This window comes from Klebsiella sp. WOUb02 (genome assembly GCF_050058015.1).
Classification (GTDB): domain Bacteria; phylum Pseudomonadota; class Gammaproteobacteria; order Enterobacterales; family Enterobacteriaceae; genus Klebsiella.
In genome coordinates this window covers 2,039,026-2,052,659 of record NZ_CP170110.1, presented here as the reverse complement: position 1 = coordinate 2,052,659, position 13,634 = coordinate 2,039,026, and the positions used below count along the sequence as shown (strand labels likewise).

Here is a 13,634-nt window from a genome sequence, read left to right as displayed (position 1 = left end):
GCTAGACTGCGCCCCTTCATGGCATTGTGGTTTTTGCCATCTCTTTCGCAATAATCTCCCCGAAAACTACGCCTGCATAAGGCCGGGGCGGTTTGGAGTTGTTATGTCTTTTGATTCCCTTGGCCTGAATCCTGAAATCCTGCGCGCTGTTGCCGAACAGGGTTATGTTGAGCCAACCCCCATTCAGCAGCAGGCGATCCCTGCGGTGTTGCAGGGGCGCGATCTGATGGCCAGCGCCCAGACCGGCACCGGCAAAACGGCGGGCTTTACCCTGCCGCTGCTTCAGCATCTGACCCAGCAAGAACCGCACGCGAAGGGCCGTCGCCCGGTGCGCGCGCTGATCCTCACCCCAACCCGTGAGCTGGCCGCTCAGATTGGCGAAAACGTCCGGGATTACAGCAAGTATCTGAACGTCCGCTCGCTGGTGGTGTTCGGCGGGGTGAGCATTAACCCGCAGATGATGAAGCTGCGCAGCGGCGTCGATATCCTGGTGGCAACGCCGGGTCGTCTGCTGGATCTGGAACATCAGAACGCCGTCAGCCTGGATAAGGTTGAAGTGCTGGTGCTGGATGAAGCCGACCGGATGCTGGATATGGGCTTTATCCATGATATTCGCCGCGTGCTGGCGAAGCTGCCGGCGAAACGCCAGAACCTGCTGTTCTCGGCAACCTTCTCCGACGAGATTAAATCGCTGGCGGAAAAGCTGCTGCATAACCCGCTGGAAATCGAAGTTGCCCGGCGCAACACGGCCTCCGAGCAGGTAAGCCAGTACGTGCATTTCGTCGATAAGAAGCGCAAGCGCGAGCTGCTGTCGCAGATGATCGGCGAAGGCAACTGGCAGCAGGTGCTGGTCTTTACCCGCACCAAGCATGGCGCCAACCACCTGGCGGAACAGCTAAACAAAGACGGCATTCGTAGCGCCGCTATCCACGGCAACAAAAGCCAGGGCGCGCGTACCCGCGCGTTAGCTGATTTTAAATCCGGCGGTATTCGCGTGCTGGTGGCGACCGATATTGCCGCGCGCGGCCTTGATATTGAAGAGCTGCCGCACGTGGTGAACTATGAGCTGCCGAACGTGCCGGAAGATTATGTCCACCGCATCGGCCGTACCGGCCGCGCCGCCGCTACCGGCGAAGCGCTGTCGCTGGTCTGCGTTGATGAGCATAAGCTGCTGCACGACATCGAGCGTCTGCTGAAAAAAGAGATCCCTCGCATCAGCGTGGCCGGCTATGAGCCGGATCCGTCCATCAAAGCCGAGCCGATTCAGAACGGTCGCCAGCAGCGCGGTGGCGGCGGTCGCGGCCAGAGTCAGGGTCGCGGCGGTCAGAGCCAGGGTCGCGGTCAGCACTCTTCGCCGCGCCGCAGCGACGGTGACGCGCCGAAAGCGCGGACTCAGGACGGCAAACCGCAGCGTCGTCGCTCGCGCAAGCCGGCGGCCGCTGAGTAACAGCACTTCCGCAAACCTGCTATCCCTGCGGCAGCCCGGCGCTGCCCGCGGATGCAGGTTTGATTCTCCGGGTGGGACTTCCCGCCCGGAACTCCCCGCCTGATGCTAAACCTCGAGTACGATCCCCGTTTGCGCAGAAAGAAATTCCTCCAGCCAGGCAAAAAGTGTCACAATAGTGGCTGTTTATACAGTATTCAGGTTTTCTCATGGCTTTGACCACTGCGCTAAAAACGCAAATCGCCGCCTGGTATAAGGCGCTCCAGGAACAGATTCCTGACTTTATTCCCCGTACTCCGCAGCGGCAGATGATTGCTGACGTGGCGAAAACGCTCGCCGGGGAAGAGGGAAGGCACCTGGCGATTGAGGCGCCGACCGGCGTCGGGAAAACCCTGTCGTACCTGATTCCCGGTATCGCCATTGCCCGCGAAGAGCAAAAAACGCTGGTGGTCAGCACCGCCAACGTTGCCCTGCAGGACCAGATCTTCAGCAAAGACCTGCCGCTGCTGCGTAAAATTATTCCCGATCTGCGCTTTACCGCCGCCTTTGGCCGCGGGCGCTACGTTTGCCCGCGTAACCTCAACGCGCTGGCCAGCACCGAGCCGACGCAGCAGGACCTGCTGGCGTTTCTTGACGACGAGCTTACGCCGAATAATCAGGCGGAGCAGAAGCTGTGCGCCACGCTGAAGGGCGATCTTGATAGCTACAGATGGGACGGCCTGCGCGATCATAGCGATAAGACCATCGATGACGCGCTGTGGGGCCGCTTGAGCACCGATAAGGCAAGCTGCCTGAACCGCAACTGCCACTACTACCGCGAATGCCCGTTCTTTGTCGCCCGGCGTGAGATTCAGGAGGCCGAAGTGGTGGTGGCCAACCACGCGCTGGTGATGGCGGCGATGGAGAGCGAAGCGGTGCTGCCGGAGCCGAAAAATCTGCTGCTGGTGCTCGATGAGGGCCACCATCTGCCCGACGTCGCCCGGGATGCGCTGGAGATGAGCGCCGAGATTACCGCTCCCTGGTATCGGCTACAGCTCGATCTTTTCACCCGCCTGGTGGCGACCTGTATGGAGCAGTTTCGTCCCAAAACGACGCCGCCGCTGGCGAACCCCGAGCGCCTGAGCGCCCACTGCGAGGAGCTGTCCGAGCTTATCTCTGCGCTGAATAATATTCTGAATCTCTACATGCCCGCCGGTCAGGAAGCCGAGTACCGCTTCCCGATGGGGGAGCTGCCGCAGGAGGTGATGGATATCTGCCAGCGGCTGGCCAAACTGACCGAGACGCTGCGCGGCCTGGCGGAGCTGTTTCTGAACGATCTCAGCGAAAAAACCGGCAGCCATGACGTGGTTCGCCTGCACCGGGTGCTGCTGCAAATGAACCGCGCGCTGGGCATGTTTGAAAGCCAGAGCAAGCTGTGGCGGCTGGCGTCGCTGGCGCAGTCATCCGGCGCGCCGGTCACTAAATGGGCCTCCCGCGTTCTGCGCGACGGCCAGGCGCATATCTGGTTCCACTGCGTCGGGATCCGCGTCAGTGAACAGCTGGAAAGGCTGCTGTGGCGCAGCGTGCCGCATATTGTCGTCACTTCCGCCACCCTGCGCTCGCTGAACAGCTTTTCTCGCCTGCAGGAGATGAGCGGCCTCAAGGAGAAGGCCGGCGATCGCTTCGTCGCCCTGGATTCCCCCTTTAACCACGTCGAGCAGGGAAAAATTATCATCCCGCAGATGCGCTATGAGCCGGTCATCGACAACGAAGAGCAGCATATTGCCGAAATGGCGGCCTGCTTTCGCGAGCACGTCGAGAGCAAAAAGCACCTCGGGATGCTGGTGCTGTTTGCCAGCGGGCGGGCGATGCAGCGTTTTCTCGAGTACGTCGCCGATCTGCGCCTGATGCTGCTGGTGCAGGGCGATAAGCCCCGCTATCGGCTGGTGGAACTGCATCGTAAAAAGGTGGAGAGCGGCGAACGTAGCGTGCTGGTCGGGCTGCAGTCGTTCGCCGAGGGGCTGGATCTCAAGGGCGAGCTGCTGAGTCAGGTGCATATTCACAAAATTGCCTTCCCGCCGATCGACAGCCCGGTGGTGATCACCGAAGGCGAGTGGCTTAAAAGCCTGAACCGCTACCCCTTCGAAGTGCAAAGCCTGCCGAGCGCCTCTTTCAACCTGATTCAGCAGGTCGGCCGCCTGATCCGCAGCCACGGCTGCTGGGGGGAGGTGGTGATTTACGATAAGCGTTTGTTGACCAAAAATTACGGCAAGCGTTTACTGAATGCATTACCCGTGTTTCCGATAGAGCAGCCTGCCGTCCCGGAGGTTATAGTAAAAAGTAAAACAAAACAGACGCGTCGCAAACGTCGCTAGCGGCGCAGGTCGGCAATGTGAGCAGCACGACTCCTCCTCCTTCACGCCGTCGGTGACGGGTTGCCGGAAGAATACGGCGGCAATCTGCGTATCGCGTGAAGCAGGGCGGATAAGAGGAATCTTCGATGGATTACACCAAGATCATTAAAGAAGTCGGACGAGGGAAAAATCACGCCCGCGACCTGGATGTGGAGACCGCCCGCGCGCTGTACGTGCGAATGTTAAGCGGTGAGGTTGCGGAGCTTGAGCTCGGCGCGATCCTGATTGCCCTGCGTATTAAGGGCGAAGGCGAAGCGGAAATGAAGGGCTTCTATGAGGCGATGCAGCAGCACACTCTGCGCCTGACGCCGCCGGTAGCGCGGCCGATGCCGATTGTGATCCCGAGCTATAACGGCGCGCGTAAGCAGGCCAACCTGACGCCGCTGCTTGCCGTCCTGCTGCATCAGCTCGGCTTCCCGGTGCTGGTGCACGGCGTCAGCCACGATCCAACCCGGGTGCTGACGGAGACGATTTTTACGCTGATGGGGATCCCGATTACGCAGCACGGCGGCCAGGCACAGGCGCGTCTGGACGGTCACGAGCCGGTCTACGTCCCGGTTGGCGTTCTCTGTCCGCCGCTGGAGAAGCAGACTGGCTCTGCGCTGGCGGCTGGGCGTGCGCAACAGCGCGCATACCCTGGCCAAGCTGGCGACGCCGTTTGCGGAAGATGCGGCTTTGCGGTTGTCGAGCGTGTCGCATCCGGAATACATCGGCAGGGTGGCAAAATTCTTTAGCGAAACCGGTGGTCGGGCGCTGCTGATGCACGGTACTGAAGGCGAAGTCTATGCCAATCCGCAGCGCTGTCCGCAAATTAGCCTGATTGATGAGAGCGGAACGCGGACGCTGTACGAGCGGCAGAATGATGCCCCGACACAGGCGACGGCGCTGCCGGAGTCAAAAGATCCGGCGGTGACCGCGCGCTGGATTGAGCGCTGCGCGGCGGGGCTTGAGCCATTGCCGCAGCCGCTGCGAATTCAGACTGGCGTGCTGCCTGCTGGCGACCGGAGAGGCTGGATCCCTGGACGAGGGGCTGGCTAAGGTGGCGCAACGCTGGTAGCGCGGGCCGCTCACTCGCAGCCGGAATCAGCGAGGAGCGCGGGGTAATAGTGAATGGAACGTTCCTTCTACCCGAGCATGTACAGAAGCTAATCGCGGACTAAGGCTGCGCAAAACCGCCGCCTGAAGTCGTCACTCGGCCTCGAAAAAAATCAAAAAAAAGCCCGTCCGGTGGCGCGGACGGGCAAAACAAGGGTATTAAAGGGTATTTCAGGGGTAATACAGTGGCATTACAGGGTCGGGCGGCGATTATTTATAGATAACCGCGGTACCGCTAACTTTGTTGTTGGTGTTAGCGGAGGTGATGCTGTAACCCGTTGCGCCAGCGGCATCCGCTTTAGCAGCCAGTTTGGCTTCCAGGCCATCCAGAGTCGTTGCGCCTTCCGCAGAAACGACGCCGATTTTATTCATGCTTTCCGCCTGAGACGGGGTTACAGACTGAGCGGCGAAAGCGCCAAAGGACAGAGCGGACAGGGCGATAGCGGCAGCAGCATATTTGATGGTTTTCATAGTTAATTTCTCGCAGGTTATTCTGTTAAGGTGACGATGTTCCGTCGATGTGATAAGTATCACGTTTTTTTGCGAGATATAAAATCGAAGGAAATTAACAGTCTCCATCGAATTTTTTGAATGATTATTAATTTATTGATTATTAATAAATTATTTATAAGAAACGGGGCGGCGGATTCAGCCGCGGAGTTCTACGGGCTTTCAGGGCACATTTTGCTACTTTATTCGCCAAAAAACGTGCGCGAAAAGATAACGCGATCTGTGGTAATGAACGGTAAAGGAAGGTCAACGTAGCTGGCTATCCTTGGAGCCACGCCGATTATATCCTGAAAATGTATTGTTATGTAAGTCTTTATCCTGCTGACACTTCACGCAGAACCTGACCCCAGGGATCGCCCTGCGTCGGGCCTCCGGAATCGGCTCTCCGCATTCATCACAAAATTTGTGGCTCTCGCCGGCCGGTAGCTCGCTTCTCGCCCGCGCCACCGCGTCGTCAATGGTGCTGTCGATCTGCTGCTGCACCGCGTCATCATTTGCCCACCCTGATGCCATGCTGCACCTCCTCGCTATTGTTACTGTCAGTATAGAGAAGATGGGGGTAAAAATGGGCCAGACAAGGATCAGATTTCCGACCAGTCCCGCAGCAGGTTGTGGTACAGGTTAAGCAGCGATAGCACTTCATCACTCTCGCCGTGGCGGCTCTTCAGGGTCTGAATATTGCGGTCCAGCTCGAACAGCATGCCGCGGCGTTTGTCATCGCGGATCATGGACTGGATCCACAGGAAAGAGGCCACGCGCACGCCCCGGGTAACCGGCGTCACGCAGTGCAGGCTGCTTGACGGATAGAGCACCAGATCGCCCGCCGGCAGCTTGACCGAATGCTGGCCATAGGTGTCGTTGACCACCAGCTCACCGCCTTCATAGCTCTCCGGCTCGCTCAGAAACAAAGTGGCGGAAAGGTCGGTACGCATCCAGCCGCCCTGGGCCTGACTGCGCACCGCGCCGTCAACGTGAAAACCGTAGGTTTCGCTCTGCTGATAGCGGTTAAACAGCGGGCTGGAAAGGCTTTTGGGCAGCGCCGCGGCAAAGAACAGCGAGCTGTGGTTGAGCGCCGCAAGGACCCTGTTCTGCAGTTCGCCGTACAGCGGACTGCGGGTATCGACCTGCTGATTCTTTTTCACCTGCGCGCCCTGATCGCCGGTGGTAGCGCGTCCGTCCACCCACTCGGCCTGCTGCAGCTGCGCGCGAAAATCATCAACTTCCTGCGGGCTGAGAACGGCGGGGATATGGTACATCATCGTTGTCTCTCCTGAGAAAACGGGGCGTTGCCGCCCCGCGTGTGGATTAGAAGTGCACGTTGGCGGTCAGCAGGAACGTCCGCGGTTCGCCCGGATGATAACGGTATCCGCTCTTGTTAATAGAGGAGACATAGTTGGTATCAAACAGGTTATAGACGTTCAGCTGCAGATCGAGGTTACGGTTAATGCGATAGCCGACCTTCGCATCCGCCACCCAGTAGCCTTCGGTGTAGGACGGGGTGCCGACGGCGCCATCGCTGCCGCGGTGCATACTGCCGACATAGCGCGCGCCGGCGCCAAGGGCAAGAGCATCGGTGGCCTGGTACTGGCTCCAGACGGTAAAGGCGTGCTCAGGGGTGTACGGCAGCGAGCTGGTGCCGTCCTGAGCGATGTTTTTGCCCTCGCGGACGCTGGCGTGCTGCTGGGTATAGCCGCCGATAACCTGCCAGTCCTGGGTGATATTGCCGGCCAGCGACAGCTCATAGCCTTCAACGCGCTTCTTACCGTACTGGGAGTAGGTGCCGTCGTCGTTTTGCTCGACTTCGTTCTCAATATCGGTACGGAACAGGGCCGCCGTCAGCAGCAGACGTTTATCCATCAGCTCCCACTTGGTGCCCACTTCGCTGGTTTTCGCTTTCTGCGGCTGGAAGTCGGTGCGGTTGGCGCTATTCCCCGTGCCGCTCTGCGCCAGGGCAAAGTTGTTGCCGCCAGGAGGCTGCTGGGAGATCGCATAGTTGACGTAGACGTTGCCGTTATCGGTCAGATGATACAGCGCGCCGGCCTTCCAGTTCACCAGGTTGCCGCTGGTTGAGGTATCAACGGTGGTCACCGGCGAGTTTTTCGCCACGCCGTCCGGGCAGGCAATCGCGCCGCGTCCGGTACCGCCACACAGGCTGGCGCTATCGTATTTGGTCTGGTAGTTATCCAGACGAATGCCGCCGTTCAGCTCGAAATCACGGGTAATCTGCAGGGTATCGAAGGCATAGACCCCGAAGGTGTCGGTCTGGCCGTTGGCGTTGGCGCCGCTGCGGTCCAGCCCGCCGATGGAGATGCCACTGTTGGGGTGGTAAATATTGACCGACGGCGGCGTAATCGGATAAACGCCGTAGTTGGTCTGCGTTTCGCGGGTCAGCTCGAAGCCGGCGCTGATGTCATGTCCGATCGATCCGGTATAGAACTTTGAGGTCAGGTTGGTCTGGTTGGTCAGAATTTTGTTGCTGACATCCTTGGTGTTCGCCAGGCGCGACCAGCTCCAGGTGCCGACGTCGTTCGGATTCGGCTGGGTGATGTTGGTGGCGCCGCCCATCACCGCGGTCAGCAGATAATCCTGCTTCACGCGCGACCAGCGGGTGGTGTTGCGGATCGTCGTGTTATCGCTCAGATCGTGCTCGAAGCGCATGGTCACCGTATCGGTGGTGGAGTCGTCGTAATCCGAATCGGTGCCGTAGAAGTTGCTGGTTGCCACTTTCCCGGAGTGATTCAGGGCCGCGGTGCCCGCGCTCGGGGCAGAATATCCCGGCAGGCCGATAGTCGGAATGCCGCCGTCCGGGGTGTTGTGCTGGGTCACGTGCAGATAGTTCAGGTACAGGCGGTTGTCGGTGCCGAGGCCGAAGGCGGCGGATGGCGCAACCCCGTAACGCTCATTTTTAACGTTGTCGCGACTGGCATCGTGGGTTTTCTCACCCATCAGGTTCAGGCGCACCGCGCTGGTATCGCCAACCGCCTGATTGATATCGAGGGTGCCGCGACGGAACCAGGCGCTGCCGACGCTGGCGGAGGCATCAATGCCTGAGTCCAGCCGCGGCTGCTTGCTGATCATATTGATGGAGCCGCTTGGCGCGCTGCGGCCGTAGTCAGAACCCGATGGGCCCTTGATGACTTCGACCTGCTCGGTATTAAAGGTGTCGCGGGTCACGCTGCCGATATCACGAACGCCGTCTATATAGATGCTGTTTGACGTATCGACACCGCGCATATAAACGGAGTCGCCGGTGGACGAACTGCCGTTTTCACCGGCATAAAATGCCCCCACGCCCGGGACGTTTTTCAACGCGTCGGTGAGGTTGGTGACGCCCTGATCTTTCATCACCTGATCGGAAACCACCGTTATCGTCCGCGTGGTATCCGCCAGCGGGCGGGAAAACTTAGGATCGGCGGATTGCGTGGGGGCATACAGAGAGGGAGCCTGCGCTTCCACCACCAGCGTTTCGCCGCTATTTTTTTCAGTGCTACCCGCTGCCAGCACCTGTCCCGTCGGCGACAGGCTCAGACACAGGCCGGTAAAGATCGTCAGCGAGCCAAAACTGCTGAACGGTAAATTTTGTTTTTTGTCCATTTCAATAAGCAACTTATAGTTTTAATTTAAGCCATTAAGGGCGCAGGCAAAGCGATGCCGTGCCCCGACCACTGCAGGTGATTTGTTAAATTAGCAATGCGTTTGATAATGATTCTGATAACCATTATCAAATAACGGCAAATTTCTATCACTCATTGATAAAAAAATAAATACATTTCTTTACATGCACTACATTTTTTCTACATAAAGCGACGCTATGGGCCAGGGGAAGGGAGAGGTACGACCCGCGGCAGCGTGCTGCCGCGGGTCGTCATTTTGCGGCGCTATTCTCGAATTGAAACGCCGGACGATCTCGCCCGCGTCAGAATCCTGCACGAGCGCGACTATGCCGACTGGAATTTCTGGCTCAAATGTCACCCTTGCAAGGGGCTGAATCTTAACGACGGGCACGTCGTTGGCGAGTCCAATGTCCTGATGTCGCTGGCCATTTCAGGCGTCGGCGTTGCGCTTTGCGGCCTGTCTCTGGTTCGCGAACATATCGCCTCCGGCGCGCTTGTGCTGCCGCTCCCTACGCATAAAGTCAGGCATTACAAAGCGTATTACATCCTGACGCGGAAAAATCAGAAGATCTCCAGCCAGGCCAAAGCGTTTATTGAATACCTGCACGCAATAAGCCTGGTGGAGTGAAGCCGCGGCGGCGCAGGCCGCTTTTCATTGTTTACGCTGGCGGTCATCCGGGCGGATCAGGTCAAAACGCAGGCTTTCATCGATACCGTAGTAGGCGCTCGGACCGCCGGCGCGGAGAATCGGCCGGGCCTTCGCGGTCTGGTACACGCCGTTCTCCAGCAGCGACTCGTCGATATGAACCGCGACAACCTCGCCAAGTACCAGCCAGCTGTCGACGGGGGTGCCGTCGGCGGCGGTTAAGCGGATGCACTGCGAGAGGCGACACTCAAAGTTCACCGGGCTCTCCGCCACCCGCGGGGCGGCGACGATCCGGCTGGCGGCGGTCAGCCCGGCGCGGACGAATTCATCTTCGTGGCGCGGGATGCTGGCTGAGGTCTCGTTCATGGCTTCGGCCAGCGGGCGGGTTGCCAGGTTCCAGACAAACTCTTTGGTTTCGACAATATTCTGTACGCTATCCTTCCAACCGCTGCTGGCAAAGCCGATAATCGGTGGCCGATAGTTGAAGCAGTTAAAGAAGCTGTAGGGCGCGAGATTGCGCTGTCCTGCCGCATCCAGCGAGGCGATCCAGCCGATCGGGCGCGGCCCGATAATGGCGTTCAGCGGGTCATGAGGCAGGCCGTGCCCCTGCGAAGGTTGATAGAAATACATACAATATCCGTAGCGGAAGAGGAGATATCCAGACTCCCTTATTTACCGCGCCGCCGTCAACGGGTATCTTACGCGGCTGTTCAAAGGAGATTGCCATGAAAGCCCAGAAACCGGGGTTACACCCGCGTAACCGTCATCACCAACGCTATGATTTGCCCGCGCTGTGCCTGGCTCACCCCGAGCTCGAGGGCTTTATCACCCTGAACCCGGCGGGCGAGCAGACCGTTGACTTTGCCAACCCCCTCGCGGTGAAGGCGCTAAATAAGGCGCTGCTGGCGCACTTTTACGCGGTGAAACACTGGGATATTCCGGATGGCTTCCTGTGTCCGCCGGTGCCGGGAAGGGCGGATTATATCCACCATCTCGCCGACCTGCTGGCGCTGGATACCGGCGCTATTCCTGAGAACGCGAGCATTCTCGACGTCGGCACCGGCGCAAACTGCATCTACCCGCTGATCGGCGCGCACGAGTACGGCTGGCGCTTTACCGGCAGCGAAATCAGCCAGCAGGCGATCTCCAGCGCCCAGGCCATTATCGCCGGCAACCCGGGAATGAGCCGTCAGATTCGCCTGCGTCGTCAAAAAGACGCCGCGGCGATTTTTACCGGCGTGATCCATAAAAACGAATGTTTTGACGCGACGCTGTGCAACCCGCCGTTCCACGACTCCGCCGCCAGCGCGCAGGCGGGCGGCGAGCGCAAACGGCGTAACCTCGGCCTGGGCGCCGATAGCGTGATGAACTTCGGCGGCCAGCAGCAGGAGCTGTGGTGCGAGGGCGGCGAAGTAGCCTTCATCACCCGGATGATCCAGGAGAGCCGGCAGTTTGGCCGTCAGGTGAAATGGTTTACGTCGCTGGTTTCCCGCGGCGACAATCTGCCGCCGCTGTATCGCGCCCTGAGCGAAGCCGGCGCGGTGAAGGTGGTGAAAAAGGAGATGGCGCAGGGGCAGAAGCAGAGCCGCTTTATCGCCTGGACCTTTATGGATGAAGCGAAGCGTCGACGCCCGTTTTAAGCCGTTCGGCGGCCGCGCTCCTGCTTCGCGCCCCGGCCCGCGCCGCGCAGCCGGGGCGCTATAGCGTTGGCTCCGCCGGGGCTGGCGGCCCGTCGACGGCGGAGGCGGGCGTCGGCAGCAGCTGGTAGGTTTGCACCGGGGCGCGCACGCCGGCAAGGTCGAAGTGCCTTTTGACCTGGGTATCCAGCGCAAAACGTACCGTCCACTGCTTCAGCGGCAGCGTGGTAAAGGTCACCCGCAGGGTAAAGGCGGTATTGCTCAGACCGACCAGCCCGGCAAACGACGGCTCGCCAATCACCAGTCCGCGCACCTCCTCCTGGGCCATCACGTCCGTCACCGCATCCTTCAGCGCCTGATTGGCCTTGTCGAGGTCCTCATGGCGATCGACATCATAGTTCGCCACCACCGAGCCTATGCCGCGCACGAAGTTGGCGAAGGTGGTGATCGAAGACCACGGAATAATGTGGTAGGCGCCGGTATCCTGTCGCACCCCGACCGAGCGAATCGACATCCGTTCCACCGTGCCGGTTAACGGCCCGATCGTTACCAGATCGCCGGTGTTCATCCCGTTTTCAAACTGAATAAAAATGCCGGTGATAATATCTTTCACCAGCGTTTGCGCGCCGAAAGAGATAGCCAGCCCCAGCGCCCCGGCGCCGGCCAGCAGCGGGGCGATATTCACCCCCACTTCGGAGAGCAGGATCATCACGGTGATGGTGCTGATGATCACCGCCAGCGCGTTGCGAAACAGCGTCAGCAGCGTTCTCGCCCGGGCGCCCGGCAGCGGACGGCCGTGAATATCCGAGGCGAGGCGGTTCTCGATCAGGCTGGCGAGCAGCGTCCAGCCGATGGCGGAGAAGAACAGGATCAGCGCGATGCGGATCAGCACATCCACCGCCTTCTGTCCGGCGCCGTTATGCATCCAGTTCCAGAAGTCGAACAGCCCCCAGGCGCTGAGCAGCAGCATAATGGCGACGGCGACCACCAAAATGCGCGCTACCTTCAGCGCCACGGAGATCCAGCCGTTAAGCCGTTTCTGCAGCTCAGGGTAGCTGCGCTGGGTTTGCGGCGACAGGGTGATGGTTTTGGCTATCCAGCGCGACAGAATGCCGGAGATCAGCGCCGCGGCGCCGACGATCGCCAGGCTGCGCAGCGTGGCGCCCATCATAAACTTCAGGCTGTTGCCGGGGTCGAAAAGCGAGAAGAAAAACAGCACGATGAAATAGGCGCAGGCCAGCCAGTGCCACACCAGCGCGAAGGCGCGGATAAACAGGCTGAAGAAGGCCAGGGAGCGATCCGCCAGATGAATCAGCCCTTCGGTAATCACGTGCTTGTTATGAAAAATCAGGTACAGCGCCCACAGGGTGATGCACAGCATAATGGCCACGTTGGCCAGCGCGCCGACCTGGACGTTGACCTGGTTGGAGATAATCGGCACGGCGACGATCAGGCCGTAGCCAATCAGGCTGCTGAGCGCGCTCAGGCGCAGGCTCCAGTATTTCGCGCTGTCGTCGCTGAGGTTAAACGGCCGCAGCTCGGCCACCCGCGGGCAGAAGATTAGCCGCAGAATGGCTTTGAAGAACTCGATCAGCGCGAAGGCGTTCAGAAACAGGCTCTGCTGAAAGGCGATGGTGCGGTTGCCGCCGTTTAGCCTGTCGCTGAGGAGCTGGCCAACGAACAGCGTGAGCGTCAGCAGGATCAGATCGAAGATAAAAGCGCCGGCGATTGTGGCCGGCAACTGCAGCCAGTTGCTGCGATCGTGGTTTTTATGCCGTCCCCATTGGCCCATTTTGCGATACAGCGGCAGCGCGGCCAGCCGCACCAGCCACCAGAAGATAAAGACCAGCGTCGCCAGCAGCAGGAAGGTCCCCGCGGCGTGGCGAAAGGTATCGGCATGGAAAGGCTTATGCGGCGCGCCGGTAATATTGCGCCACAGCTGCGAGAAGCGCGACGAGAAGCGCTCGCCGTATTCGCGGCTGATGTGGGTGACGTTTTCCAGCACCGTCGGCTGATCTTCCTCTTTCGGCGGCGCGAGCGTGGGCGCGCTGGCCGGCGGCGGCGTGGCGGCGGCGGTGCGCAGCTGGTCGATTAGCTCCTGGCGCGCGGCATCGTTATCCAGCACGTCGGCCAGCGCCGCGTAGGCGGCCTTTTTCTGCTCAAGGTCGGGTTCATGACTGGCGGACTGCTGCGCGCCGGCGGCCGGGACGCCGGGCAGGGTCGCGGCGGAAAGCGGGGCGGTAAATAGCGCGGCAAGCAGTAACAGGATCCACGGCACGAGCACCTCCGTTGCGT

General features: G+C 59.9%; 10 protein-coding genes and 1 pseudogene. 5 read left to right on the top strand and 6 right to left on the bottom strand.

Annotated features, from left to right (window positions below; genetic code table 11):
- Positions 1-103 precede the first annotated feature (103 nt).
- From rhlE to ybiB, 3 genes and pseudogenes are all read left to right on the top strand, one after another.
- Positions 104-1,447 (top strand): ATP-dependent RNA helicase RhlE, encoded by a 1,344-nt coding sequence (gene rhlE / locus ABOC21_RS16825; protein ID WP_426815368.1) that lies wholly within the window; start codon positions 104-106, stop codon positions 1,445-1,447.
- 206 nt (positions 1,448-1,653) lie between these two features.
- On the top strand, positions 1,654-3,798 hold the full coding sequence (dinG, locus tag ABOC21_RS16820; protein WP_426815367.1) for an ATP-dependent DNA helicase DinG: 2,145 nt from the start codon (positions 1,654-1,656) through the stop codon (positions 3,796-3,798).
- A 125-nt stretch (positions 3,799-3,923) separates the two neighbouring features.
- A pseudogene (gene ybiB / locus ABOC21_RS16815) lies at positions 3,924-4,894 on the top strand (DNA-binding protein YbiB).
- A gap of 248 nt (positions 4,895-5,142) precedes the next feature.
- Here the strand turns inward: ybiB and ybiJ are convergent.
- The 4 genes from ybiJ to ABOC21_RS16795 form a co-directional block, all read right to left on the bottom strand.
- The gene (gene ybiJ, locus ABOC21_RS16810; protein ID WP_095095340.1) at positions 5,143-5,403 is read right to left on the bottom strand and encodes a DUF1471 family protein YbiJ; all 261 of its coding nucleotides are present in this window, start codon (positions 5,401-5,403) and stop codon (positions 5,143-5,145) included.
- 285 nt (positions 5,404-5,688) lie between these two features.
- Positions 5,689-5,955 (bottom strand): DksA/TraR family C4-type zinc finger protein, encoded by a 267-nt coding sequence (locus tag ABOC21_RS16805; RefSeq protein WP_426815366.1) that lies wholly within the window; start codon positions 5,953-5,955, stop codon positions 5,689-5,691.
- A 68-nt stretch (positions 5,956-6,023) separates the two neighbouring features.
- Positions 6,024-6,701 (bottom strand): PKHD-type hydroxylase YbiX, encoded by a 678-nt coding sequence (gene ybiX / locus ABOC21_RS16800; protein ID WP_426815365.1) that lies wholly within the window; start codon positions 6,699-6,701, stop codon positions 6,024-6,026.
- A 46-nt stretch (positions 6,702-6,747) separates the two neighbouring features.
- Positions 6,748-9,036, bottom strand: a complete 2,289-nt coding sequence (locus ABOC21_RS16795; RefSeq protein ID WP_426815364.1) for a catecholate siderophore receptor Fiu — start codon at positions 9,034-9,036, stop codon at positions 6,748-6,750.
- 276 nt (positions 9,037-9,312) lie between these two features.
- Between ABOC21_RS16795 and ABOC21_RS16790 the strand changes: the two genes are divergently transcribed.
- Positions 9,313-9,684 (top strand): LysR substrate-binding domain-containing protein, encoded by a 372-nt coding sequence (locus ABOC21_RS16790; RefSeq protein ID WP_426815363.1) that lies wholly within the window; start codon positions 9,313-9,315, stop codon positions 9,682-9,684.
- Between the two features lie 24 nt (positions 9,685-9,708).
- Here ABOC21_RS16790 and ABOC21_RS16785 read toward each other — a convergent pair whose 3' ends face one another.
- Positions 9,709-10,332, bottom strand: a complete 624-nt coding sequence (locus ABOC21_RS16785) for a flavin reductase family protein (protein ID WP_426815362.1) — start codon at positions 10,330-10,332, stop codon at positions 9,709-9,711.
- A 95-nt stretch (positions 10,333-10,427) separates the two neighbouring features.
- Between ABOC21_RS16785 and rlmF the strand changes: the two genes are divergently transcribed.
- Positions 10,428-11,342, top strand: a complete 915-nt coding sequence (gene rlmF / locus ABOC21_RS16780; RefSeq protein ID WP_426815361.1) for a 23S rRNA (adenine(1618)-N(6))-methyltransferase RlmF — start codon at positions 10,428-10,430, stop codon at positions 11,340-11,342.
- 58 nt (positions 11,343-11,400) lie between these two features.
- Here rlmF and ybiO read toward each other — a convergent pair whose 3' ends face one another.
- Positions 11,401-13,617 carry a mechanosensitive channel protein gene (ybiO, locus tag ABOC21_RS16775; protein ID WP_426815360.1) on the bottom strand — a complete coding sequence of 739 codons (2,217 nt, stop codon included), beginning with the start codon at positions 13,615-13,617 and terminating at the stop codon, positions 11,401-11,403.
- Positions 13,618-13,634 lie beyond the last annotated feature (17 nt).